At 69.6% G+C, this 25,144-nt stretch carries 19 protein-coding genes and 4 tRNA genes; 13 read left to right on the forward strand and 10 right to left on the reverse strand.

What is annotated here, in order from left to right; genetic code table 11:
- Window positions 1-185: 185 nt before the first annotated feature.
- From purS to ACIRHA_RS20595, 5 genes are all read left to right on the forward strand, one after another.
- Complete coding sequence (gene purS / locus ACIRHA_RS20575) at window positions 186-452, forward strand: phosphoribosylformylglycinamidine synthase subunit PurS (protein WP_403847506.1); 267 nt, start codon at window positions 186-188, stop codon at window positions 450-452.
- Window positions 449-1,132, forward strand: a complete 684-nt coding sequence (gene purQ, locus ACIRHA_RS20580; protein WP_403847509.1) for a phosphoribosylformylglycinamidine synthase subunit PurQ — start codon at window positions 449-451, stop codon at window positions 1,130-1,132. Before purS ends, purQ begins: the two co-directional genes overlap by 4 nt.
- Window positions 1,129-3,378 (forward strand): phosphoribosylformylglycinamidine synthase subunit PurL, encoded by a 2,250-nt coding sequence (gene purL / locus ACIRHA_RS20585; protein ID WP_403847511.1) that lies wholly within the window; start codon window positions 1,129-1,131, stop codon window positions 3,376-3,378. Before purQ ends, purL begins: the two co-directional genes overlap by 4 nt.
- Window positions 3,379-3,538: 160 nt before the next feature.
- Window positions 3,539-4,333 carry a sterol carrier family protein gene (locus tag ACIRHA_RS20590; RefSeq protein ID WP_403847514.1) on the forward strand — a complete coding sequence of 265 codons (795 nt, stop codon included), beginning with the start codon at window positions 3,539-3,541 and terminating at the stop codon, window positions 4,331-4,333.
- A 58-nt stretch (window positions 4,334-4,391) separates the two neighbouring features.
- On the forward strand, window positions 4,392-5,222 hold the full coding sequence (locus tag ACIRHA_RS20595; protein ID WP_403847517.1) for an META domain-containing protein: 831 nt from the start codon (window positions 4,392-4,394) through the stop codon (window positions 5,220-5,222).
- A gap of 39 nt (window positions 5,223-5,261) precedes the next feature.
- Here the strand turns inward: ACIRHA_RS20595 and ACIRHA_RS20600 are convergent, their stop codons facing one another.
- Together ACIRHA_RS20600 and ACIRHA_RS20605 are read right to left on the reverse strand one after the other, a co-directional pair.
- The gene (locus ACIRHA_RS20600; RefSeq protein ID WP_403847520.1) at window positions 5,262-6,686 is read right to left on the reverse strand and encodes a sulfatase; all 1,425 of its coding nucleotides are present in this window, start codon (window positions 6,684-6,686) and stop codon (window positions 5,262-5,264) included.
- A 108-nt stretch (window positions 6,687-6,794) separates the two neighbouring features.
- A complete protein-coding gene (locus ACIRHA_RS20605) occupies window positions 6,795-6,887 on the reverse strand; it encodes a putative leader peptide (protein WP_403847523.1) in 93 nt (30 codons plus the stop codon).
- Window positions 6,888-7,040: 153 nt separating this feature from the next.
- On the opposite strand from ACIRHA_RS20605, the gene purF reads away from it, so the two are divergent.
- Window positions 7,041-8,567, forward strand: coding sequence for an amidophosphoribosyltransferase (gene purF / locus ACIRHA_RS20610; RefSeq protein ID WP_403847526.1), 1,527 nt, complete (start codon window positions 7,041-7,043; stop codon window positions 8,565-8,567).
- 42 nt (window positions 8,568-8,609) lie between these two features.
- On the forward strand, window positions 8,610-9,683 hold the full coding sequence (purM, locus tag ACIRHA_RS20615) for a phosphoribosylformylglycinamidine cyclo-ligase (RefSeq protein WP_403847529.1): 1,074 nt from the start codon (window positions 8,610-8,612) through the stop codon (window positions 9,681-9,683).
- Window positions 9,684-9,808: 125 nt separating this feature from the next.
- Here the strand turns inward: purM and ACIRHA_RS20620 are convergent, their stop codons facing one another.
- Both ACIRHA_RS20620 and ACIRHA_RS20625 read right to left on the reverse strand, forming a co-directional pair.
- Window positions 9,809-10,072 (reverse strand): DUF3073 domain-containing protein, encoded by a 264-nt coding sequence (locus ACIRHA_RS20620; protein WP_326020415.1) that lies wholly within the window; start codon window positions 10,070-10,072, stop codon window positions 9,809-9,811.
- A 263-nt stretch (window positions 10,073-10,335) separates the two neighbouring features.
- Window positions 10,336-11,421 (reverse strand): Leu/Phe/Val dehydrogenase, encoded by a 1,086-nt coding sequence (locus ACIRHA_RS20625; protein WP_403847532.1) that lies wholly within the window; start codon window positions 11,419-11,421, stop codon window positions 10,336-10,338.
- A gap of 212 nt (window positions 11,422-11,633) precedes the next feature.
- On the opposite strand from ACIRHA_RS20625, the gene ACIRHA_RS20630 reads away from it, so the two are divergent.
- Both ACIRHA_RS20630 and bldC read left to right on the forward strand, forming a co-directional pair.
- Complete coding sequence (locus ACIRHA_RS20630) at window positions 11,634-12,494, forward strand: hypothetical protein (RefSeq protein ID WP_403847535.1); 861 nt, start codon at window positions 11,634-11,636, stop codon at window positions 12,492-12,494.
- Between the two features lie 487 nt (window positions 12,495-12,981).
- Window positions 12,982-13,188 carry a developmental transcriptional regulator BldC gene (gene bldC, locus ACIRHA_RS20635; protein ID WP_003949541.1) on the forward strand — a complete coding sequence of 69 codons (207 nt, stop codon included), beginning with the start codon at window positions 12,982-12,984 and terminating at the stop codon, window positions 13,186-13,188.
- 678 nt (window positions 13,189-13,866) lie between these two features.
- On the opposite strand, the gene ACIRHA_RS20640 is transcribed toward bldC, so the two are convergent.
- Both ACIRHA_RS20640 and hrpA read right to left on the reverse strand, forming a co-directional pair.
- Window positions 13,867-13,941: transfer RNA gene (locus ACIRHA_RS20640), tRNA-Asp, on the reverse strand.
- Between the two features lie 119 nt (window positions 13,942-14,060).
- Window positions 14,061-18,092 (reverse strand): ATP-dependent RNA helicase HrpA, encoded by a 4,032-nt coding sequence (gene hrpA, locus ACIRHA_RS20645; protein WP_403847537.1) that lies wholly within the window; start codon window positions 18,090-18,092, stop codon window positions 14,061-14,063.
- A 120-nt stretch (window positions 18,093-18,212) separates the two neighbouring features.
- On the opposite strand from hrpA, the gene ACIRHA_RS20650 reads away from it, so the two are divergent.
- Entirely contained in the window at window positions 18,213-19,322 is a 1,110-nt protein-coding gene (locus ACIRHA_RS20650; protein ID WP_403847540.1) for an ABC transporter permease, read from the forward strand.
- A gap of 80 nt (window positions 19,323-19,402) precedes the next feature.
- Here ACIRHA_RS20650 and ACIRHA_RS20655 read toward each other — a convergent pair.
- The 4 genes from ACIRHA_RS20655 to ACIRHA_RS20670 form a co-directional block, all read right to left on the reverse strand.
- A tRNA-Phe gene (locus ACIRHA_RS20655) sits at window positions 19,403-19,476 on the reverse strand.
- A gap of 27 nt (window positions 19,477-19,503) precedes the next feature.
- A tRNA-Asp gene (locus ACIRHA_RS20660) sits at window positions 19,504-19,578 on the reverse strand.
- 38 nt (window positions 19,579-19,616) lie between these two features.
- A tRNA-Glu gene (locus ACIRHA_RS20665) sits at window positions 19,617-19,689 on the reverse strand.
- Between the two features lie 80 nt (window positions 19,690-19,769).
- The gene (locus ACIRHA_RS20670; protein ID WP_403847543.1) at window positions 19,770-21,359 is read right to left on the reverse strand and encodes a metallophosphoesterase; all 1,590 of its coding nucleotides are present in this window, start codon (window positions 21,357-21,359) and stop codon (window positions 19,770-19,772) included.
- Window positions 21,360-21,417: 58 nt separating this feature from the next.
- Here ACIRHA_RS20670 and ACIRHA_RS20675 point away from each other — a divergent pair, with 58 nt between their 5' ends.
- The 3 genes from ACIRHA_RS20675 (at window position 21,418) to ACIRHA_RS20685 (ending at window position 24,994) form a co-directional block, all read left to right on the forward strand.
- Window positions 21,418-21,768 carry a metallopeptidase family protein gene (locus ACIRHA_RS20675; RefSeq protein ID WP_403847545.1) on the forward strand — a complete coding sequence of 117 codons (351 nt, stop codon included), beginning with the start codon at window positions 21,418-21,420 and terminating at the stop codon, window positions 21,766-21,768.
- 146 nt (window positions 21,769-21,914) lie between these two features.
- A complete protein-coding gene (locus tag ACIRHA_RS20680) occupies window positions 21,915-22,451 on the forward strand; it encodes a hypothetical protein (RefSeq protein WP_403847547.1) in 537 nt (178 codons plus the stop codon).
- Between the two features lie 275 nt (window positions 22,452-22,726).
- Window positions 22,727-24,994, forward strand: coding sequence for a DEAD/DEAH box helicase (locus tag ACIRHA_RS20685; protein WP_403847550.1), 2,268 nt, complete (start codon window positions 22,727-22,729; stop codon window positions 24,992-24,994).
- The last annotated feature ends 150 nt before the right edge of the window (window positions 24,995-25,144 follow it).

Genomic DNA, 25,144 nt, shown 5'->3' on the forward strand with positions numbered 1-25,144 from the left:
AGTTAAAAGTCTCGGTGTGTCTCGCGTGGTGGTTATCCGGAGTCTTTCCCTTAATTTTCCGTGGGGATCTCATGTCGTTGCCATAACGTGATCCGCATCTCGTAGCTTCCTACGGTCTACGCGAGTAGAAAATTTGGGCAGGTAGGCTGAACGGACCAGCTCAGCACCACACACCGGGAGTGCCAGTGGCACGCGTCGTAGTCGACGTCATGCTCAAGCCGGAGATCCTCGACCCTCAGGGCCAGGCCGTGCAGCGTGCGCTGCCGCGCCTCGGTTTCGAGGGCATCTCCGACGTCCGCCAGGGAAAGCGTTTCGAGCTCGAAGTGGACGGGCCGGTGGATGACGCCGCCCTTGCCCGTATCCATGAGCTGGCGGAAACCTTCCTCGCCAACACCGTGATCGAAAACTTCACCGTCAAGGTGGAAGAGCCCGCGGTGGGGGCCGAAAAGTGACCGCTCGTATTGGCGTCGTCACCTTTCCCGGTTCCCTCGATGATCGCGACACCCGGCGCGCGATCCGGCTTGCCGGTGCGGAGCCGGTCGCGCTCTGGCACAAGGACAAGGACCTGAAGCAGGTCGACGCGGTCGTCCTGCCCGGTGGTTTCTCCTACGGCGATTACCTGCGCGCGGGCGCCATTTCGCGTTTCTCGCCCGTCATGGAGACGCTGATCGAGCAGGCGAAGGCGGGCCTCCCGGTCCTCGGTATCTGCAACGGATTCCAGGTCCTCACCGAGGCCCACCTGCTCCCCGGCGCCATGCTCGGCAACGACCACCTGCACTTCATCTGCCGCGATCAGAAGCTGCGGGTGGAGAACGCGGACACCGCCTGGACCGTCGACTACGACGCCGGGCAGGAGATCCACATCCCGCTGAAGAACATGGACGGCCGCTACGTGGCCGACGAGCGCACGCTCGACATGCTGGAGGCGGAGGGACGGGTGGCCTTCCGGTACCTCGACATGAACCCGAACGGTTCGCTCCGTGACATCGCCGGCATCACGAACGCGGCGGGCAACGTCGTCGGTCTGATGCCGCACCCGGAGCACGCCGTCGAGCCCCTCATCGGGAGCGGCCGCACCGACGGCCTCCCGTTCTTCACCTCGATCCTCAAGAAGCTGGTCGCCGCCTCATGAGCCTCGACACCACAGACAACGCCGCGAAGACTCCCGACGTCGAGCTGCCCTGGGCCGAACTCGGCCTGAAGAAGGACGAGTACGAGCGGGTCGTGGAGATCCTCGGCCGCCGTCCCACCGGCGCCGAGCTCGCCATGTACTCGGTCATGTGGTCCGAGCACTGCTCGTACAAGTCCTCCAAGGTCCACCTGCGCCAGTTCGGCGAGAAGGCGCCGCAGACCGACGCGCTGCTCGTCGGCATCGGCGAGAACGCCGGCGTCGTCGACGTCGGCAACGGCTACGCCGTCACCTTCAAGGTCGAGTCGCACAACCACCCGTCGTACGTCGAGCCCTACCAGGGCGCGGCCACCGGCGTCGGCGGCATCGTCCGCGACATCATCGCGATGGGCGCCCGCCCGGTCGCGGTCGTGGACCCGCTGCGCATGGGCGCCGCCGACCACCCCGACACCAAGCGCGTGCTGCCCGGCGTCGTCGCCGGCATCGGCGGCTACGGCAACTGCCTGGGCCTGCCGAACATCGGCGGCGAGCTCGTCTTCGACGCCTGCTACCAGGGCAACCCGCTGGTCAACGCCGGTGCCATCGGCGTCATGCGGCACGAGGACATCCACCTCGCGAAGGCCTCGGGCGCGGGCAACAAGGTCATCATGTACGGCGCCCGCACGGGCGGCGACGGCATCGGCGGCGCCTCGATCCTGGCCTCCGAGACCTTCGATGACGCGAAGCCGTCGAAGCGTCCCGCCGTGCAGGTCGGCGACCCCTTCCAGGAGAAGCTCCTCATCGAGTGCACCCTGGAGGCCTTCGCCGAGAAGCTCGTCGTCGGCATCCAGGACCTCGGCGCCGCCGGCATCTCCTGCGCCACCTCCGAGCTGGCGTCCAACGGCTCGGGCGGTATGCGCGTCGAGCTGGACGACGTACCGCTGCGCGACTCGACGCTCTCGCCCGAGGAGATCCTCATGAGCGAGTCGCAGGAGCGCATGTGCGCCGTGGTCGAGCCCGGGAAGGTCGACCGCTTCCTGGAGATCTGCGAGAAGTGGGACGTCATCGCCACCGTCATCGGTGAGGTGACCGACGGCGACCGCCTGGAGATCTTCTGGCACGGCGAGAAGATCGTCGACGTCGACCCGCGCACGGTCGCGCACGACGGCCCGGTCTACGAGCGCCCGCTCGCCCGCCCCGACTGGCAGGACGCGCTGCAGGCCGACGACGCGGGCAAGCTGCCGCGTCCGGCGAACGGCGCGGAGCTGAAGGACCAGGTCCTCAAGCTCGTCTCCTCGCCCAACCAGGCGTCGAAGAAGTGGGTCACCCAGCAGTACGACCACTTCGTGCAGGGCAACACCGTGCTCGCGCAGCCCGAGGACTCGGGCATGATCCGCATCGACGAGGAGACCGGGCTCGGTGTCGCCATCGCGACCGACGGCAACGGCCGCTTCGCGAAGCTCGACCCGTACACGGGCGCGCAGCTCGCGCTGGCGGAGGCGTACCGGAATGTCGCGACGACCGGCGCCAAGCCGCTCGCCGTCTCCGACTGCCTGAACTTCGGTTCGCCCGAGGACCCGGCTGTCATGTGGCAGTTCGCCGAGGCCATCCGCGGTCTCGCCGACGGCTGTCTGCAGCTCGGCACCCCGGTGACCGGCGGCAACGTCTCGCTCTACAACCAGACGGGCGAGGCGGCGATCCACCCGACGCCGGTCGTGGCGGTTCTGGGTGTCATCGACGACGTCGCCCGCCGCACCCCGGTCGCCTTCCAGGAAGAGGGCCAGCTCCTCTACCTGTTGGGCGACACCAAGGAGGAGTTCGGCGGTTCGGCCTGGTCGCAGGTCGTCCACGAGCACCTCGGCGGGCTGCCGCCGCAGGTCGACCTGGAGCGCGAGCGGCTGCTCGGCGAGATCCTCATCTCGGCCTCCCGCGACGGCATGATCGACGCCGCGCACGACCTGTCGGACGGCGGTCTGATCCAGGCCGTGGCCGAGTCGGCGCTGCTCGGCGGGAAGGGCGCGCGTCTGGTCGTCCCGGAGGGCCTGGACGCGTTCACGTTCCTCTTCTCGGAGTCGGCGGGCCGTGCGGTCGTGGCGATCCCGCGCAGTGAGGAGCTCCGCTTCAACGACATGTGCGGGGCGCGGGGGCTGCCCGTCACCCGCATCGGTGTCGTGGACGGTGACTCCGTCGACGTGCAGGGCGAGTTCGAGCTCTCCCTGGACGAGCTGCGGACGGCCCACGAGGGCACGATCCCGGCGCTGCTCGCGTAGCGGGGCTCCGCCCCGGACCCCGCGCCTCAATCGCCGGCGGGGCTTGAATTATCAAGCCCCGCCGGCGATTGAGGCGGCCCGTCCGGCAGGACTTTCGGGAAGGGGCGGGGTGGGGGCTGTCCTGGGCCCGGCGAGTGAGGCGTAGCCGTAGGCTCGCTTCATGCCAACGGCCAAGAGGAAGCCCCGCGTTTACAACGCCGACAAGACCCGCACCGCCGTGCTGGCCCAGTTCGGCAACGTACGGAAGGCCGTCGGGGCGCTCACGCCGGAGCAGCTCGCCGGGCCGACGCGGCTCGGGGACTGGACCGTGCGGGAGCTCGCCGCACACATCACGATGGCGACGAGCGCCGTCGCCCGCGGACTCGCCGCAGCCGAGCCGGGCAAGGCCCAACTCCTGCCGCAGGACTGGCCGGTGACCTCGGCGCCGTACGCGCAGGACATCGCCGCGTACGTGACCGGGCTCGCGGCGGACAACGACCTCGCGACGCTCTACGACGACGCCGAGCACAGCCTTGAACAGGCCCTCGCGCAGCACCCCGGCGGCCGGATCATCGCGACCCGCACCGGTGCCATGACCCTCTCCGACTACCTGGTCACCCGCACCGTCGAGCTGATCGTCCACACCGACGACCTGAACGACGCCGTGCCGGGCCTCGACATCCCGTACGACCGCCAGGCCCTCGCCGCCTGCACCCGGATCCTCGCGGACGCCCTCGCCACCAAGGCCCCCGGCGCCTCCACCGAGGTCCGGATCCCGCCGTACGCCGTCGTCCAGTGCGTCGAGGGCCCCCGGCACACCCGCGGCACCCCGCCGAACGTCGTGGAGACCGACCCGCTCACCTGGATCCGGCTTGCCACGGGGCGCACGACCTGGCCCGCGGCGGTCGAGGACGCGCTGGTGAGCGCGAGCGGCGAGCGGGCCGACCTGGCGGGACTGCTGCCGGTCATGGCGTGATGCGCACGGGACGCGCGGCGGGCCGGAACCGGAAGGCGGACCGCCACGTCCCATTGCCATGCTCACGCTACGTACATCCCGTACACGTGCCCTGATCAGCACCGCCGTCCTGCCGCTCGCCGTGCTGGCCACCGTGACCGGCTGCGGCGACCAGCAGTCCGCCGGTGCCGAGTCGGCCGGGGCAGCCCCGATAACCGGCGTCCACTGGAGCGTCCAGAGCGTGACAGTGGGCGGGAAGACGACGAAGGCCCCGGGCAGCGCGTACCTCGAATTCGTCTCGGACGAGCGGGTGCGCGGCAACTACGGCTGCAACCACTTCGACGCCGAGGCGGAGGTCACCGGGGACAGCGTCGACCTCGGCAAGGCGAAGCGGACCATGATGCTCTGCGAGGGCGACGACGTCCGCTCCTTCGAGAAGACCCTGGCCGGCGCCCTCGCCACGAAGAACACGATCAAGTCCGTCGGCGACGGGAACGACCGGCTGACCCTCACCCGGGCCAACGGTGACACCGTCACCCTCGCCGAACAGCGTGACGCCGAACTGGTCGGCACCAAGTGGAACGTCACCAGCCTGAGCGCCGACGACACCACCCGCTCCCTGCCGAAGGCCGCGCAGGGCAGGGCCGAGCTCGTCTTCGACAAGGACGGCCACGTCAGCGCCCGCCTCGGCTGCAACAGCGGCCGCGCCAAGGCCACCGTCGACAACGGACACGTCAGCTTCGGACCGCTGGCCGGCACCCGTATGGGCTGCATCGGAGCGGCCGCCGAGGTCGAGAAGACGATGCTCGACGTCCTGAAGAACAAGGCGGCCTACGACATCCAGGGCGACGCCCTCACCCTGAAGAAGCCGAACGGCAGCGGCATCGGACTCACCGCCGCCGGCGGGTGACAGGACCTCAGGGCCTCACGACCCCACGACCCCACGACCTCAGGACGGATACGGGAGCAGCTCCCCGTCCGTCTTCTCCCACACCGCCTTCAACTCGGCCAGCAGCTTCGGCTCGTCGGCCGACCGGTCCGCCTGCTCGCGCCGGTCGGCCGCCAGGTTGAACAACTGGTCGGTGCCGCCGGTACCCCGGTAGTACTTCCAGTCGCCGCGCCGCACGGCCCGCTCCCCGCGCACCCGCCAGAACAGCTCGCGCTCCGTCAACTCCTCGCCGCGCAGCAGGTAGCCCGCGAGGCTGGTGCCGTCCAGGGGGTACGACCTGTCGGCGCGGGCCCCACCGATCTCCAACAGCGTCGCCGTCCAGTCGGGGGTGAACACCGGCTCGTGGCTGACCTGCCCGCCGCCGATCCGGGCCGGCCAGCGCACGATGGTGGGGACGCGGATGCCGCCCTCCTGGAGGGACGACTTGTTGCCGGACAGCGGCCAGTTGTAGGAGAAGCGCTCACCGCCGTTGTCCGAGGCGAAGAAGACGAGCGTGTCCTGCTCCTGCCCGGACTCCTTCAGGGCCGCCAGGACCTGTCCGATCGACCGGTCCAGGTCCTGCACCATCTCCGTGTACTTCTCGACCGATCCGCCGTCGTCGTGGAAGAGGGCCCGCTTGTCGCCCGCCTTGATCTTCCGTACGACCTCGGCGCTCGCCTCCTCGTCCCCGTCGGCTATCCACGGCCAGTGCGGGGTCGTGAAGTTGAGGTTGAGCAGCCACGGTTGGTCACCGTGGTCCCGCCGCACGTACTCGCTCGCCCGCTCGGTCAGGATCCGTGTGTAGTACCGCAGGTCCTTGTACTCGGCGTCGCCCTCCTTCACCTCGCCCTCGTAGAGGTCGTACTCGCCGCCGAGGCCCAGCTTCGAGTAGTACTCCAGGGCCCCGCCGAAGTTCCCGAAGAACTCGTCCCAGCCGGACTTCGTCGGCGAGTAATCCGGCAGATAGCCGCAGTGCCACTTGCCGATCAGCGCGGTCGCGTAGCCGGCGCCGCGCAGCAGCGAGGCGAGCGTGGGGTGGTTCGGGTCGAGCCCCACGGACCGGTCGGCGATCGGCTCCGCGAGCCCGCCCTTCGTACGGCCCGGATAGCGGCCGGTGTAGAGGCTGAACCGAGTCGGCGAGCAGGTGGCGGAGCCGCTGTACGCGTCGGTGAACCGGACGCCCTGGCGGGCCAGGCGGTCGAGGTTCGGGGTCTTGATGTGCGGGGCGCCGTACGAGGAGAGGTCCGCCCAGCCGAGGTCGTCACCCAGGATGAACAGGATGTTGGGCCGTCGTGACCTGCGGTCGGCGGCAGCCAGGAAGGGCGTCTCACGGGGTTCGGCCGCATGGGCGGCCCGGGCCGTGGACCCGACTCCTGCTGCGGCGACGGTGGCGACGGCCGCCCCGCCGAGGGCGCGACGGGACAGGCGAGAGGCATGCGAAGGCATGGGGTCTCCGAGGTGATGGCCGCCGAGGCGGCATGCGAAGCACGCGCCTCAACAGGGCGCGGATGCATGAAGAAGCGACGTCAGACGGACGTCAGCGGCGAAGGAAGTTCACGCACAGAGACAGATCGCGCTCGCGACACGGACCAGGTCGACGTGGCGGCGCTCCACAAGGGTGACCGCACGGTCACGGAGTGGCTGCATGGTCCGCGACTCTGCCGAGATCGACGTACACATGTCAACTACTGGTCCGTACTTCGGACAGCGTGATGAGTTGAGTCACATCCACCCCGGTCAACCCGCGTAGCCCCAGTCCCCAATTCGGACCACCGGGGGATCACGACTACACTCGAAGACGTGCCACGTGGTGACGGTCGACTCAATCACGACCTGCTCCCCGGCGAGAAAGGCCCCCAGGACGCTTGTGGCGTCTTCGGTGTCTGGGCTCCGGGTGAAGAGGTCGCAAAGCTCACTTACTTCGGGCTCTACGCCCTCCAACACCGGGGTCAGGAATCCGCGGGAATCGCGGTCAGCAACGGCTCCCAGATCCTCGTCTTCAAGGACATGGGACTTGTCTCCCAGGTCTTCGACGAGACCTCTCTAGGCTCGCTCCAAGGTCATATCGCGGTCGGTCACGCCCGCTACTCGACCACCGGGGCCTCCGTATGGGAGAACGCCCAGCCGACGTTCCGCGCCACCGCGCACGGTTCGATCGCCCTCGGGCACAACGGCAACCTGGTCAACACGGCGCACCTCGCCGAGCTGGTCGCCGAGCTCCCCAAGGAGAACGGCCGCGCGAGTCAGGTCGCGGCCACCAACGACACCGACCTGGTGACGGCCCTGCTCGCGGGGCAGGTCGACGAGGACGGCAAGCCGCTGACCGTGGAAGAGGCCGCCGCCAAGGTGCTGCCTCAGGTCAAGGGCGCCTTCTCGCTCGTCTTCATGGACGAGAACACTCTGTACGCGGGACGTGACCCGCAGGGCATCCGCCCGCTGGTCCTCGGCCGCCTGGAGCGCGGCTGGGTCGTCGCGTCGGAGAGCGCCGCGCTCGACATCTGCGGCGCCAGCTTCGTCCGCGAGATCGAGCCGGGCGAGTTCGTCGCCATCGACGAGAACGGCCTGCGAACGTCCCGATTCGCCGAGGCAAAGCCCAAGGGCTGTGTCTTCGAGTACGTGTACCTGGCCCGTCCGGACACGGACATCGCGGGCCGGAACGTGTACCTCTCCCGTGTGGAGATGGGCCGCAAGCTCGCCAAGGAAGCCCCCGCGGACGCCGACCTCGTCATAGCCACCCCGGAATCCGGGACTCCGGCCGCGGTCGGCTACGCCGAGGCATCCGGCATCCCGTTCGGCAACGGTCTGGTGAAGAACGCCTATGTCGGGCGCACGTTCATCCAGCCCTCCCAGACGATCCGCCAGCTCGGCATCCGTCTGAAGCTGAACCCGCTCAAGGAAGTCATCAAGGGCAAGCGGCTGGTCGTCGTCGACGACTCGATCGTGCGCGGCAACACCCAGCGCGCCCTGGTCCGCATGCTCCGCGAGGCCGGCGCGGCCGAGATCCACGTGCGGATCTCCTCGCCGCCCATCAAGTGGCCCTGCTTCTTCGGCATCGACTTCGCGACCCGCGCGGAGCTGATCGCCAACGGCATGACGGTCGAGGAGATCGGCACCTCGCTCGGGGTCGACTCGCTCTCGTACATCTCCATCGACGGCATGATCGAGGCGACCACCATCGCCAAGCCGAACCTCTGCCGTGCCTGCTTCGACGGCGAGTACCCGATGGACCTCCCCGACCCGGAGCTCCTCGGCAAGCAGCTCCTGGAGACGGAACTGGCCGCAGGTCCTGCGTCCACGGCCGCGTCCGACGCGATCCGTCGTCCGTAGGCCTCCTCGTTCTCCTGTTCACCAAGCGAAAGATCCCAGGCAATGTCTGAGACCCAGTCGTCCGGAGCTTCCTATGCCTCCGCGGGCGTCGACATCGAAGCCGGCGACCGCGCCGTAGAGCTGATGAAGGAGTGGGTGAAGAAGACGCAGCGCCCCGAGGTCCTCGGCGGCCTCGGCGGCTTCGCCGGCCTCTTCGACGCCTCCGCCCTGAAGAAGTACGAGCGACCGCTGCTCGCCTCGGCCACCGACGGCGTCGGCACGAAGGTCGACATCGCCCGTCAGCTGGGCGTCTACGACACGATCGGCCATGACCTCGTCGCGATGGTCATGGACGACATCGTGGTGTGCGGCGCCGAGCCGCTCTTCATGACCGACTACATCTGCGTGGGCAAGGTGCACCCCGAGCGGGTCGCCGGCATCGTGAAGGGCATCGCCGAGGGCTGTGTCCTCGCGGGCTGCGCCCTCGTCGGCGGCGAGACCGCGGAGCACCCCGGTCTGCTCGGCCCGGACGACTTCGACGTCGCGGGCGCCGGCACGGGCGTCGTGGAGCGCGACAACCTGCTGGGTCCGGATCGCATCCGTACGGGTGACGCGGTGATCGCCATGGCGTCCTCCGGTCTTCACTCGAACGGGTACTCGCTGGTCCGCCACGTCCTCCTGGAGCGCGCGGCGATGGACCTGGGCGAGCACGTCGAGGAACTCGGCCGCACGCTCGGCGAGGAGCTCCTGGAGCCGACGAAGATCTACTCCCTGGACTGCCTGTCGCTCATCAGCACCACGCGGGTTCACGCCTTCAGCCACATCACGGGCGGCGGCCTCGCGGCGAACCTGGCCCGCGTGATCCCGGACGGCCTGCACGCCACCGTGGACCGCTCCACGTGGACCCCGGACCCGATCTTCGACCTGGTCGGAAAGAAGGGTCAGGTCGAGCGCCTGGAGCTGGAGAAGACGCTGAACATGGGCGTCGGCATGATGGCGATCGTGCCGCAGGAGTCCGTGGAGGTCGCCCTGGCGACCCTGGCGGACCGTGGCGTGGACTCCTGGGTGGCCGGCGAGATCGTCGAGCGCGGCGAGCACACCACGGGCGCCGAGCTCACCGGGGACTACGCGAAGTAGTCCCCGTGGGGGCACCCTCGTCGCCCTCGCCCTTTGTACGGACAGCACAAAACCCGGTCCGGCGTGGTGACCACCCCGGACCGGGTGAAGTGCAGCGACTGCGACGCCGCTGACGTGTTACGAGGTCAAGCGCCGCGGCGCTGTGACGAAGGACCGGACTCGCCGTCCCCGTCCTCGTCCTCGTCGTACGTATCCGCGTAGCGGGCGTACGGGTCGTCTTCCTCGTCGTCATCCTCGAAAGGCTCGCCGTTCGGCGGCTGATTCGATACTGGATCCGACGTGGATGCGCCTAGCTCGTTGGCCAGACGCGACAGGTCGGTCCCGCCGCTGTTGTACTTCAGCTGGCGGGCGACCTTCGTCTGCTTGGCCTTGGCCCGGCCGCGCCCCATGGCTCGACCCCCTCGGTGATGGGGCTTCATGGCCCCAGAGTCTTGACACGCGTACATGATCTGGAACGGACTCCCCGCAGGGAGACCGGTCCGTAGGGCTTCCACGGTACCTGAGCCCACGCCCATACGGTACGTCGCCCGCAGGACGCGCCTGCGCGCAGGACCAGCCAGGAGCCCCTTCCGCGCTGGTCAGCTGCGATTTTAACCTCTTCCTGACGAGCGACCCGCCGAGGGGCGTGATGCTCGTTACCCATGGGCTCCCATCAGCCCCGTCCGCGGGCCTCGGCCATCCGCTGCTCGGCGATCCGGTCGGCCGCCGCGGCCGGCGGAATCCCATCCGTCTTCGCGCGAGCAAAGATGGAAAGCGTCGTGTCGAAGATCTTCGCGGCCTTCGCCCTGCACCGGTCGAAGTCGAAGCCGTGCAGCTCGTCGGCGACCTGGATGACGCCGCCCGCGTTCACCACGTAGTCCGGCGCGTAGAGGATCCCGCGGTCCGCGAGGTCCTTCTCGACGCCCGGGTGCGCGAGCTGGTTGTTGGCCGCGCCGCACACCACCTTCGCGGTCAGTACCGGCACGGAGTCGTCGTTCAGCGCGCCGCCCAGGGCGCAGGGCGCGTAGATGTCGAGCCCCTCCACCCGGATCAGGGCCTCGGTGTCGGCGGCGACCGCGACCTCGGGGTGCCGGTCGGTGATCTGCCGCACGGACTCCGCGCGGACGTCGGTCACCACGACCTCGGCGCCGTCCTCCAGGAGGTGCTCGACGAGGTGGTGCCCCACCTTGCCCACACCGGCGATGCCGACCCTGCGGCCGCGCAGCGTGGGATCGCCCCACAGGTGCTGGGCGCTTGCCCGCATGCCCTGGAAGACACCGAAGGCGGTGAGCACGGAGGAGTCGCCCGCGCCGCCGTTCTCGGGCGAGCGACCGGTGGTCCAGCGGCACTCGCGCGCCACGACGTCCATGTCGGCGACGTACGTGCCGACGTCGCACGCGGTCACGTACCGGCCGCCGAGCGAGGCCACGAAGCGGCCGTAGGCGAGCAGCAGCTGCTCGCTCTTCACCGTGTGCGGGTCGCCGATGATCACGGCCTTGCCGCCGCCGTGGTCGAGCCCGGCCATGGCGTTCTTGTAGGACATGCCGCGCGCGAGGTTCAGCGCGTCGGCGACCGCTTCCTCCTCGGAGGCGTACGGATAGAAGCGCGTGCCGCCGAGGGCCGGGCCCAGGGCGGTGCTGTGGAGGGCGATGACGGCCTTGAGGCCGCTGGCGCGGTCCTGGCAGAGCACGACCTGCTCGTGCCCCCCTTGCTCCGAGTGGAAGAGGGTGTGCAGGACATCGCCGGTCGGATCGGTCACTGTGGTGACTCCCAAGTACATAGCGGCGGTTGAGTGGATTCCCGTGCGGGTGGCGGGCGTCCGACGTGGTGTGTGAGCAAGAGATTAGAGCGTGGATGTGCCCGGCATCACCGCAGTGCGGAGGATCACCCTCTCGCGCCGCGTCACCGTCCGGTGACCGAGTGGGACGATGGGCAGTGTTTTCCAGCCGGTGGGTGGGGGAGGGAGCAGCCGTGCCCAAGGTGTCCTCGGTGTCCGTCCCGTATGCGGCGTATCTGCGCGTGTACGAGCCCCTCGCAGCGTTCCCGCAGCCCGAGCGCGGTCATTGGGAGCGCTACGCGAAACGCGAGAGTCTCCCCTCCTATCAGGATGAATTGCGCCGTTCTTTGGCTGATCTGTTGCCCACGCCGCCGGTGCCCGTGCCGGTGCACGAGAGCGACGACGCGTTCGTGATCGTGGTCGACGGGGTGGTGTGCGTCTGCCCCTGGCGCACCAGGCTGCGCGGCTGGCAGGCCCTGGACGAGTTGCCGGGCGAGCTGCCGGCCCCGGTCCTGGACGCGGCGATCCCCCCGGTGGTGCGCCGGCAGTCGGCCGCCGATTACGACCGCTGGCTGGAGCGCAACCCCGACGCCCGGCCCTGGATCCGTACGTCCACGTGGCAGGTGCCGATCAACTGGTTCGTGCTCGTGTCGGACGACGAGCGCGAGTACGAGCAGAAGAGCGACGAGGACGGGTCGGAGGGCGTCGGCGTTCCGCGGCTGCGCTACCGCACGCCGATGGTGCAGGCCAGGCGCCGGGTCGCGCGGGGCCTGAAGGCGCTGAAGGACTCGATCGAGGAAGGTCCCTTGATCGACGGCCTGGTAGATGTGGGGCGCTGGCTCGAGGAGTTCCACCCCCGTTCGCACGTCGAGCTCGACTACGGCGGGCTCGTGCACGCCCTGCCTCAGGACTTCCTGGAGGAGGACCACTCGGCGGCGGATGTGGCCGAGGGCATCGAGGCGCTGCGCGTCGGTGATGAGGACGGCGCGGGAGAGGCGTACGCGAGGCTTGTGGAACGCTGGAGGTCGGCGCGGGACCGGGAGTTCGCGAACTGAGTCCCCAAGTGAGGCCGCTCACACCGGCCTTCGGGACCTACGTCCCGATCCGGGCTTTTGCCTCAAGCGTGATGGATAGCACTTACGGGGACCTTGCGCCCATCACCCCTCCTCGTGCCAAAATAGGACAAGGAGTCCGGGGAGGGCTCCTTCCGTCCAACTAAGTCCAACCATGGACGGATTACTCGGCATTGCACTGCCGGTGGGGGATCTGATGGCTCCTGATCGCTCTGTGACTGATCGTCACTGTGGCGTGACTGTCCGCTATGGCATGGTCCATCGGCTTCCGTCGCTGATGAACACCTGGGAGGGCAATTCCATCGGTTTGGCCGACGTGGCTGGACGGATGGTGTAGTTGTAGTGCCGAGGACAAGCCGTTCGTCCTATAACCGACTCGACTCGCGTCCGCCATTTCGGGCAACGCGGGTCAAGGTGCAGAATTTAGAGGAATGAACCGAGAACGATCGGTTCTCCGAGGAGGCCGCTCATGACCGCTCGCACCCCTGATGCCGAGCCGCTGCTGACCCCGGCTGAGGTCGCCACTATGTTCCGCGTCGACCCCAAGACGGTCACGCGCTGGGCGAAGGCTGGCAAGCTCACGTCGATCCGCACGCTCGGCGGACACCGCCGCTACCGCGAGGCCGAGGTCCGCGCACTGCTTGCGGGTATCCCGCAGCAGCGCAGCGAGGCCTGAGGCACCGCACAACGCAGCAAAACCGGGTGTTCCGGGTCCCCCAACCCGCTGGATGCCCACCCCTAGCTCCACCCCATAGCTCCACCCGACGCGGGTCCTGCCCCAACAGGACTCCTTCTTATGAAGAGCGCCGAGGCGTCATCTCAACAGCCTCATGCATGCGTCGTTCGATCGCGCTGGACTCCGCCGGGTCCAGCGCGATCTTTTTTGTGCGCGCGGGCCGGCCCCCGGTGGGGGTTCGTGTGTGCCTCTGTGGCCACCTGTCGGGGTGGTGCAATTGCACATATTAAATTGAGCCGTTGTAGGAAGGGGGTAAGAAACGGTGTTTCCAAAACAAGTTCGGTGACACCCGTCACACGCCCCGTCGCTTGTTGCAGGTGACGCCCTTGCGCTAATGGGCTCCGGCGTCGGTGTGCGCTCCTGCCCCGCGTCGTCGACTCTCCCCAGGCTGCCACCAGTTGAGGGTGTGCAGGGCCGTCTTTGGTCACCCCTTCGAGGGCCTTTCGGCCCCATCGCCCTCACGGACGCTCCTGTGGCGCTATAGGAGCCTTCCTGGCGCCACTCTGTAGGCACTCGAGCCCCGCACTTTCGACGTGAGCCCGCGGGGTCCGGGGCGGAGCCCCGCAACCGCAACGAAAGAACCCCCGCACCGAACGGTGCGGGGGTTCTCTCTTACTGCGGTCCTGACGGGATTTGAACCCGCGGCCTCCACCTTGACAGGGTGGCGAGCACTCCAAACTGCTCCACAGGACCTTGCTTCGCTGCGCTCACGCGGCGGAGTCGCATATCGACTTCGTCTGCGTTGCGCTGCGAGACAGGACTCTACAGCAGCCCAGGCCGTGCGGTCGAACTCACCGTGCGCGGTCGGCCGGTTACGGCACCTGCGCGTCGATCGCCTTCACGATCCGCTTGTCCGAGACGGGGTACGCCGTGCCCAGCGCGTGGGCGAAATAGCTGACCCGCAGCTCCTCGATCATCCAGCGGATGTCGAGCACCTCCTGCGGCACGGGCCGTCCCTGCGGCATCTGTTCGAGCAGCCACAGGTACTCGTCCCGCATCTCGTGGACCTTCTCCATGCGGGTGGTGTCCCGCTGGACGTTGGTCGGCATCTGCTGGAGCCGGCGGTCGGCCGCGACGAGATAGCGCATCAGGTCGGACAGCCGCCGCAGACCCGTGGCCGTGACGAAGCCCGGCTTCACCAGGGCGTCCAACTGGGCGCGCACGTCCTGGAGGTTGGGCAGCAGCACCACGCTCTTCGTGGACTTCAGGCGGCGCTCGCAGGCCTGCCAGGCCGTCAGCACCTGCTGCACCTGGCCGACCGCCTTCACCGTGGTGTCGACGATCTCCGCGCGGACCTTGTCGTAGAGCTTGCGGTACGACTCCTCGTCCCAGGCGGGGCCGCCGAAGTCGCCGATGAGCTTGTCCGCCGCCGCCATCGCGCAGTCGTCGAAGAGCGCCTGGACGGAGCCGTGCGGGTTCGCGGACAGGGCGAGCTTCTGCGCGTTGCTCAGCTTGTCCGAGGCGAACTTGCCCGGGTTCACCGGGATGTTGCGCAGGATCAGTCGGCGCGTGCCCTTCCACATCGCCTGTGTCTGCTCGGCCTCGCTGTCGAAGAGGCGGACCGAAACGGTGTCGCCGTCGTCGACCAGGGCCGGGAACGCCTTCACCGGCTGGCCGGCTCGGCGGGTCTCGAACACCTTCGAGAGCGTGCCGACGCTCCAGTCGGTGAGGCCCTTCTGCTCCACGGACGGGCCGCCGGAGCGCTCGGCGGTGGCCTTGGCCGCCTGCGAGATCGCCTGCCGGGCCTTCGGCTTCAGCTTGAGCTTGAGCGCCTCCAGGTCCTTGTCCTCGGCGAGCTTGCGGCGCCGCTCGTCGACGATCCGGAAGGTGATCTTCAGGTGGTCCGGTACGCGGGTCAGATCGAAGTCGTCCGCGCTGACCGGGACGCCGACCATCCGCTGGAGTTCGCGGGCGAGCGTCGTCGGCAGCGGCTCCTGGAGGGGCACCGCCCGGTCCAGGAACTCCTTCGCGAAGTTCGGCGCCGGAACGTAGTTCCGGCGGATCGGCTTCGGCAGCGAGCGGATCAGCTCGACGACCACGTCCTGGCGCAGACCGGGGATCTGCCAGTCGAAGCCCTCGTCGGTGACCTGGTTGAGCACCTGGAGCGGGATGTGGACGGTCACGCCGTCCGCGTCCGCCCCCGGCTCGAACTGGTACGTCACCCGGAACTTGAGCCCGCCCTGGCGCCAGCTGTCCGGGTAGTCGTCCTTGGTGACCGCCTCCGCCGACTCGCGGATCAGCATCGAGCGCTCGAAGTCGAGGAGTTCGGGCTCCTCACGCTGCTTCTGCTTCCACCAGGAGTCGAAGTGGGCGCCGGACACGACGTGTTCCGGAACCCGCTGCTCGTAGAAGTCGAAGAGGGTGTCGTCGTCCACGACGATGTCGCGGCGGCGCGCCCGGTGCTCCAACTCCTCGACCTCGGTGAGGAGTCGGCGGTTGTCGGCGAAGAACTTGTGGTGCGTGCGCCAGTCGCCCTCGACCAGCGCGTTGCGGATGAACAGCTCGCGGCTGACCTCGGCGTCGATCCGCCCGTAGTTCACCTTGCGCTGGGCGACGAGCGGGACGCCGTACAGCGTGACCTTCTCGTACGCCATCACGGCCGCCTGGTCCTTCTCCCAGTGCGGCTCGCTGTACGTGCGCTTGAGGAGGTGCTCGGCGAGCGGCTCGACCCACTCGGGTTCGATCTTCGCGTTGACGCGGGCCCAGAGGCGGCTGGTCTCGACGAGCTCCGCCGACATCACGAACCGCGGGGGCTTCTTGAACAGGGCCGAGCCGGGGAAGATCGCGAACTTCGCGTTGCGGGCGCCGATGTACTCATTGCGCCCGCGGTCGCGGCCCGCCTGCTTGGGGTCCTTCTGCGTGGACTCCTTGGTCTCTTTCACGTCCTTCATGCCGATGTGCGAGAGCAAACCGGACAGGAGGGAGAGGTGAATGGAGTCGTCTGCGGCGGGGGTGTCGGCGTCGCCCAGATGGATGCCCATCTGCTTCGCGACCGTACGCAGCTGTGTGTAGATGTCCTGCCACTCGCGGATGCGCAGGAAGTTCAGGAACTCGCGCTTGCACATCCGGCGGAAGGCGGAGGAGCCGAGTTCCTTCTGTTGTTCCCGTACGTAACGCCAGAGGTTGAGGAAGGCGAGGAAGTCGCTCGTCTCGTCCTTGAAGCGGGCGTGCTGCTGGTCGGCCTGCGCCTGCTTGTCGGAGGGGCGCTCGCGCGGGTCCTGGATGGAGAGTGCCGCGGCGATCACCATGACCTCGCGCACGCAGCCGTTCTTGTCGGCCTCCAGGACCATGCGGGCGAGACGCGGGTCGACGGGGAGCTGGGCGAGCTTGCGGCCCTGGTCCGTGAGCCGCTTGCGGGCGTCCTTCTCCGCCGCGTTCAACGCGCCCAGTTCCTGGAGGAGTTGGACGCCGTCGCGGATGTTGCGGTGGTCCGGCGGGTCGATGAACGGGAACTTCTCGATGTCGCCGAGCCCCGCCGCCGTCATCTGGAGGATGACCGAGGCCAGGTTCGTACGGAGGATCTCCGCGTCCGTGAACTCGGGTCGGGAGAGGAAGTCGTCCTCGGAGTAGAGCCGGATGCAGATGCCGTCGGACGTACGGCCGCAGCGGCCCTTGCGCTGGTTGGCGCTGGCCTGGCTGACCGGCTCGATGGGCAGCCGCTGCACCTTCGTACGGTGCGAATAGCGCGAGATGCGGGCCGTGCCCGGGTCGATCACGTACTTGATGCCGGGGACCGTCAGCGAGGTCTCCGCGACGTTCGTGGCGAGGACGATGCGGCGGCCCGTATGGCGCTGGAACACGCGGTTCTGCTCGGCGTGCGAGAGCCGCGCGTACAGCGGCAGCACCTCGGTGTTGTGGACGACGGCGCCCCCGGCGCGGGCGTACTTCTTCTCCAGCGCGTCCGCCGTGTCACGGATCTCGCGCTCTCCGGAGAGGAAGACCAGAACGTCGCCCGGCCCTTCCTTCCGCAGCTCGTCGACGGCGTCCGTGATCGCGGTGATCTGGTCGCGGTCGGCATCGTCGCCGGCCTCTTCGAGGAGCGGGCGGTACCGCACCTCCACCGGGTACGTACGGCCGCTGACCTCGACGATCGGGGCGTCCCCGAAGTGCCGCGAGAAGCGCTCGGGGTCGATGGTCGCGGAGGTGATGACGACCTTGAGGTCCGGGCGCTTCGGCAACAGCTGCGCCAGGTAGCCAAGGAGGAAGTCGATGTTCAGGGACCGCTCGTGGGCCTCGTCGATGATGATCGTGTCGTACGCGCGCAGCTCGCGGTCCGTCTGGATCTCGGCGAGCAGGATGCCGTCCGTCATCAGCTTGACGAACGTGCCGTCCTGGTCGACCTGGTCCGTGAACCGGACCTTCCAGCCGACGGCCTCGCCCAGCGGTGTGTGCAGTTCGTCGGCGACGCGCTCGGCGACCGTGCGGGCGGCGATGCGGCGCGGCTGGGTGTGCCCGATCATGCCGCGCACACCACGGCCGAGTTCGAGACAGATCTTGGGGATCTGGGTGGTCTTTCCCGATCCGGTCTCACCGGCGACGATCACGACCTGGTGGTCGCGGATCGCCTCGGCGATCTCGTCCTTCTTCTGGCTGACCGGGAGCTGCTCGGGATACGTGACGTCGAGGGCCGCGCGGCGCTCGCGACGGGTGTCCGTGCGGGCGGCGGCCTTCTCGGCCTCCGCGTCGATCTCCGTGACGACGGCGGCGCGGGCCTCCGGCTTACGGATCTTGCGGGCGCCTTCGAGCCTGCGCCCGAGACGGTGCGCATCGCGCAGGGACAGCTCGGAGATCCGCCGCGCTACGGCGGCGAACTGATCGGCGGCGGGGGCAGGCTGCGTAGACATACGACCCCAAGGATCTCACCTCGGGGAAATGCGTGGCGACCGGTTTTGCGGGCGGTGCGCCGGGGCGGCGGGGGCCCGCGTCCGGATGTAGAGCGCCGACGCGTGGCTTAACGTGCGGATATGTCGCACTTGCCCCAAGAGCCGGAACCGGAGAAGGCGCAGGAGAAGGCACACCCGCCGCACGGCGAGCACGGGCGCCCGCTGAGCGGGTCCGAGCGCTGGGCCGGGTTCAAGGGCTCGCCCTTCTTCCCGGCGTGCGTGCTCGTGCTGATCCTGTCCGCGGCGGCGGCCCTGTTCGCCGGCTCGTACACCTACTCCATGGCGAACCCGACGCCGCACAACATCCCCACCGGGGTCACCGGCGCGTACGACCAGGCCCAGGGCCGGAAGTTCCTCGGCGCGATGGAGAAGGCGCTCGACGCGCAGCTGGACCTGAAGCCCTACGCCTCCCGGGCAGCGGCCCGCGACGCCCTCGACGCCCAGAAGATCTACGCCGTCCTCGACGTACGGGGCGGCGGCTCGCGCGTCCACCTCGACGTCTCCGGCGCCTCCGGGGTCACCGTCGCCCAGGTCTTCACCGAGGCGGCGGCCCCGGTCAGCAAGGCGACCGGCATCCCGGTGACGGTGAAGGACCAGAACCCGCTGCAGGGCGGCGACCCGCGCGGCCTCACGATCTTCTACATCACGCTCGCCGCGGTGATCATCGGCTTCGTCGGCGCGATCCAGCTCAGCGTGCACGCGCGCGGCCTCAACCCGGCCGAGCGGATCGCCTTCACCATCGCCTACGCACTGCTCGGCGGGTTCGCGGTGGCGGCGGTCGCGGACTGGGGACTCGGCGCGGTGGATCTGCCCTTCGTCGAGTCCTGGCTGATCCTCGCGCTGACGATGTTCACCTGCGGCATGGTCTTCACGATGTTCAACACGTTCTTCCACCGCTGGGCGATGATCCCGACCTGGGGCCTGCTGGTCCTGCTCGGCAACCCGGCGTCCGGCGGCGCGGTCGCGCCCCCGCTGCTCCCCACGGTCATCGGCCGCCTCGGCCAGTGGCTGCCACCGGGAGCCTCGTACAACGCCCAGCACACGGCGGTCTACTTCCAGGGCAACCAGCACGCCTTCCCGATCCTGGTACTTGCCGGCTGGTCCCTGGTCTCCTGCGCCCTCTTCTGGTTCTGGCGCCATCGCCACCCGGGCGGCCGGGGGACGGGGCCGCTGCACGCGGCACCGGTCTGACCGGGCTGAACAGGGAGGACACGGAGGACACAAGCCGGGAAACGCAATAGGCCCCGTCCGAAGACGGGGCCTAGTTCCTGTGGCTGGGGCCGGGATCGAACCGGCGACCTATCGCTTTTCAGGCGATCGCTCGTACCAACTGAGCTACCCAGCCACGCAGTTCACCGAAGCGAACTGCAAGCGGTCCTGACGGGATTTGAACCCGCGGCCTCCACCTTGACAGGGTGGCGAGCACTCCAAACTGCTCCACAGGACCATGCTGTTGCGTGCAACAGTGTCGCACACGGACTTACGTGCCCCCAACGGGATTCGAACCCGTGCTACCGCCTTGAAAGGGCGGCGTCCTAGGCCGCTAGACGATGAGGGCTATCGGCCCGCCTGTGCGCCTTGCAGCGCGTCGGGGACGTGAGAAGCATATGGGATGCAGGGAGCTATCGCCAAAACGGTTTACGGGGAGCTCTCCCCAGGGCTCGGCGAGGGGGTCGCGCCGGGCTGGTTCTCCTGCGGCAGATGGCGGCTGACCTCGGCCTTCGTCAGGCCCAGACCGCCCAGCCGGATCTCGTCCCAGGCCTGTAGACGCTTGCTCGTGCGGTCCAGATAGAGGACGGACGCCTCCACCGGATCGGGGTGGCCGTTCTCGTTGTCGACCGCGCGCAGGCCGCTGCCGCCGGTGGAGCCCTCGACGCGCAGCCGGGTGCCGAGCGGGAGCAGCTCCATCTCCTGGTGGTGGATGTGGCCCGCCAGGACGAGCGGCACCTCGCCGTCCACCTCACGGGCCGCGGCCGGCTCATGGGCGAGCGCGATGTCGACCGGGGTGCCCGCCGCCCGCTGGTCGCGCAGCGCCGAGGCGAGCCGGACGCCCGACAGGCGCTCGGCCGGATCGCCCTGCGCCTTCACGGCGCGGTCCGGGGTGTACTGCGGGTCGCCCATCCCGGCGAAGCGCAGGCCCGCGACCGTGACGGCTTTCCCGTCGTCGAGGACGCGGACGTTCTTGAAGCGCTTCCGGTCGGAGAGGTACTTCTGCGTCGCGTTCTTCGAGTCGTGGTTGCCGCGGATCCAGACGTAGGGCGCCTTCAGGTCCTTGATCGGGTCGAGGAACGCGTTCTCCGCCTTCGAGCCGTGGTCCATCGTGTCGCCGGTGTCGACGATCGCGGAGATCCTGTACTGCTCCACGAGCGAGGCGATGATCTTCCACGACGCCGGGTTGAGGTGGATGTCCGACACGTGCAGGACCCGGATCGTCGAGGGGTCCGGCTGGTACGTGGGGAGCGTCGACGTCGCGTCGTAGAGCTTGGTGACGTTCGTGACGAGGAGCGCCAACTCCTTCTGGTACGCGTCGAATTCGGTCACGATCGAGCGGGCGCTGCCGACCACGGAGGGCGCGGAGGAGAGCAGCCCGGAGAACTTGGGCTCCAGGACGGACTCCGGGTTCCACGTCGCGTACGCCGTGCCGCCCGAGGCCGCGAGCAGGGTGAGCGCCAGACCGCCCGCGGCCAGGGCGCGGCGCGGGCGGCGGTAGACCACGAGGCCGAGCGTCGTGGCGCCCGCGACCACCGCCACGCAGGAGCGCAGGGCCAGGTCGACCGTGCCGTGCTCGACGTCGCGCGCCACCTCGTCCTGCAGCCCGGAGAACCGCTCGGGGTGGTCGACGAGGGCCTGGGAGCGGACCGGGTCGAGCCGGTCCACGTCGACGTCGAGGCGGATCGGCGCCGTGTGGGAGTGCAGCTCAAGGGCGCCGAGCGGCGACACGTTGATCTTCGTACCGCCCACGAGAGAGGGGCGCAGCGTCATCTTCGTGTCCATCGGCCCCACCGGCGTCCGCACGCTGCCGACGATCAGCAGGCCGAGCCAGGCACCGAGCAGCACGACGGCGACCAGGCCGAGCGCGCGTACGTAGGGGTGCGGCGGGTGGACCAGCTCGATGACCGGGTGGGGGTGCCGGTCGCGGTAGTGGCGCAGCAGGGCCGACGGGGCGGCGCGAACGCCCCGCGTGCGGCGGCGGACTCCACGTATGGCGGCGGCTGGCGAGCGGGCCATTGCTCCCGTATGCCCAAGTGCACGGGTGGATATGCGGGTTGTACCGGACAATGGCCGTGTGCTGGAGATGACGCGCGAGACGTTCGAGGAACTGGTCGCCGAGGCGCTCGACCGGATCCCGCCCGAGCTGACCCGACTCATGGACAACGTGGCCGTGTTCGTGGAGGACGAGCCGCCCGCCGAGGGCCCAGAGCTGCTCGGGCTCTACGAAGGGACCCCGCTGACCGACCGGGGCGAGTGGTACGCGGGGGTGCTGCCGGACCGGATCACCATCTACCGGGGGCCGACGCTGCGGATGTGCGAGTCCAGGGAGGACGTGATCGCGGAGACCGAGGTGACCGTGGTGCACGAGATCGCACACCACTTCGGGATCGACGACGCGCGGCTGCACGCGCTCGGATACGGCTGAGGCGCGTGGGACGCGGGTGAGGCCCCCGCGCTGATTGTGGGGGCTTTGTGCGGTGCTCGCGCGGCGCGTGTCCTCGTACGGGAGACAGGAGTTGGGGACGGTACCCCCCATGGTGACCCCGTCTCGTGCACCGGAGGTGCCCGCCCGTGCGCCAGCTGTCCGTATCGCAACGCGCCCTGTCGCTCAGTGTGCTCCGCCTCGGCCGGTTGGCCGCGACCACGGTGGCCGTCGCCGCGGCCGCCGGCTGCATGAGCGTGGGCGCCGACGGCGGCGGCGCGCCCACCCACTCCCCGCCGCAGCGCGGCTCCGGCGCCGCGCCCGACGGCGGCGCCGAGGCCCCGGACGGCGGGGCGGACGTGGGCGCGCGGGTCGGGAAGGCCTCGGAGGTGCCCTCGCGGCGGCCCGCCTCGCCCGATGCCCCGGCCACGCGCGCGTCCGCGTCCCCCACGCCCACGAAGACCTCCGCCCCGCCCTCGGCGCCCACCTCGCCGTCCCGCAGCACGTCGGAGCGGCCCTCGCACCGGCCGAGCCCGCCCAGCGAGACGAGCACTCCTTCGCCCACGAAGTCGTCCCCCGCGCCCTCGTCGTCACCGCCGACCGCCGAGCCCTCCTCGTCGGCGCACGAGGAGACCGCGTCGGAGCGGGCCAGTGAACCGCGCCCGCAGGCCGGGTCCCCGGCGTAGCGGGGCGGTGGCGCAGCGGGGCGGTGGCCTCCACCGCTGGTCGAGCGCGGGTCGTGTGAGCGGGGTCTCAAGGATCGGGTTTGCCTCCGGGGGTGGGGGGTGCGTATGGTGGTAGATCGTTTGATCCCATTTGCCCGGCGCCGTTAAAGAGAGCGCCGCGTGGCGCGTACTCTCCCTTGCCGTGGCTGGACCGCATTGAGGCGGTCGATTTGCTGAACTGCGAATACACGGAGTTGCGGGCGCGTGCCGAGACTCCGGAAGGTTTCGCATTTCGCATGTCAATTTCCACTGAGAACACCGTCGACCAGGCCGTCGAGAACGACATCGACACCACCACCGTCGACGTCGAGACCACCGTCGACATCGACACCGACACGGTCGACATCATCGAGAACGACGAGCCCACCCTCACCTTCGCCGACCTCGGTCTCCCCGAGCCCGTCGTCCGCAAGCTCGCGCAGAACGGTGTGACCACTCCGTTCCCGATCCAGGCCGCGACCATCCCGGACGCCCTGGCCGGCAAGGACATCCTCGGCCGTGGCCGCACCGGCTCCGGCAAGACCCTCTCCTTCGGTCTGCCGACGATGGCCCGCCTGGCCGGCGCCCGCAGCGAGAAGCACAAGCCGCGCGCCGTCATCCTCACCCCGACCCGTGAGCTCGCGATGCAGGTCGCGGACGCGCTGCAGCCGTACGGCGACCAGGTCGGCCTGAAGATGAAGGTCGTCTGCGGCGGTACGTCGATGGGCAACCAGATCTACGCCCTGGAGCGCGGCGTCGACATCCTCGTCGCCACCCCGGGCCGCCTGCGCGACATCATCAACCGCGGCGCCTGCTCCCTGGAGAACATCGAGGTCGCCGTCCTCGACGAGGCCGACCAGATGTCCGACCTGGGCTTCATGCCCGAGGTCACCGAGCTGCTCGACCAGGTCCCGGCCGGCGGCCAGCGGATGCTGTTCTCCGCCACCATGGAGAACGAGATCAAGACCCTGGTCAAGCGCTACCTGAGCGACCCGGTCTCGCACGAGGTCGACAGCGCGCAGGGCAACGTCACGACGATGTCGCACCACATCCTCGTCGTGAAGCCCAAGGACAAGGCGCCGGTCACCGCGGCCATCGCCTCCCGCAAGGGCCGCACGATCATCTTCGTCCGCACCCAGCTGGGCGCCGACCGCATCGCCGAGCAGCTCCGCGACGCCGGTGTGAAGTCCGACGCGCTGCACGGCGGCATGACGCAGGGCGCCCGTACCCGCGTCCTCGAAGACTTCAAGAAGGGCTACGTCAACGCCCTCGTCGCCACCGACGTCGCCGCCCGCGGCATCCACGTCGACGACATCGACCTGGTCCTGAACGTGGACCCGGCCGGTGACCACAAGGACTACCTGCACCGCGCGGGCCGCACGGCGCGTGCCGGCCGCACCGGCACGGTCGTCTCCCTGTCGCTGCCGCACCAGCGCCGCCAGATCTTCCGCCTCATGGAGGACGCGGGCGTCGACGCCGGGCGTCACATCATCCAGGGCGGCGCCGCGTTCGACCCGGAGGTCGCCGAGATCACCGGCGCCCGCTCCATGACCGAGGTCGAGGCCGAGTCCGCGGGCAACGCCGCGCAGCAGGCCGAGCGCGAGGTCACCGACCTGACCAAGCAGCTGGAGCGCGCGACCCGTCGCGCCGCCGAGCTGCGCGAGCAGGCCGACCGCCTCACCGCCCGCGCCGCCCGTGACCGTGGCGAGGACGAGGAGGGCGTGGCCGCCGCGGTCACCGCCGCGCAGGAGGCCGCCGCCGAGCAGGTCGCCAAGGCGGCTGCCGCCGCCGAGGAGGCGCAGCGCGCCGAGCGTGCGGAGCGTTCGTACTCGGACCAGCCGCGTCAGCGCCGCGACGACCGGGGCAACTTCGAGCGTCGTGACAACCGTGGTGGCGACAAGGGCGGCTTCCGCCGTGACGACCGCGGTGGCGACAAGGGCGGCTTCCGTCGCGACGACCGTGGTGGCGACAAGGGTGGCTTCCGCCGGGACAACGACCGTGGCGGCCGCTCCTTCGAGCGTCGCGACGACCGCGGTGGCGACCGTGGTGGCCGTTCTTTCGAGCGTCGTGACGACAACCGTGGTGGCGGCTTCCGCCGTGACGACCGCGGCGGCGACAAGGGTGGCTTCCGCCGCGACGACCGTCGTGACGGGGACCGCGGTGGCGACCGTGGCGGCCGTTCCTTCGAGCGTCGTGACGACCGCGGTGGCGACCGAGGCGGCGACCGTGGCGGCTTCCGCCGTGACGACCGGGGCGGCGACCGTGGCGGCTTCAACCGCGACGACCGTGGCGGCCGTTCTTTCGAGCGTCGTGACGACAACCGTGGCGGTGGCTTCCGCCGCGACGACCGTCCCTCCGCCGGCCACCGGGGCAGCGACCGTCCGTTCAACCGCGACCGCCAGGGCGACCGCCCCTCCACCGGCGGCCACCGCCCCTACGGCCGTCGTGACGACCGCGCCGGCTCCGGCTCGGGCTCGTCCTTCGGCCGCCGTGACGACAAGCCGCGCTGGAAGCGCAACGGCTGACGCCTAGGTTCTGAAGAGCCGTGGGGGCCCCCCCCCCCGGGGGGGGCGCGCGCGGGGGGGGGGGGGGGGGGCAAACCCAGCACCCCCCCCCGCAGGGGGGCCCGAAACGCCCCCCGCGCGGTGCCCCGCGAGCGCCCACCCGGGGGGCCG

It is taken from the genome of Streptomyces sp. NPDC102360 (assembly GCF_044766085.1).
Classification (GTDB): Bacteria; Actinomycetota; Actinomycetes; order Streptomycetales; family Streptomycetaceae; genus Streptomyces.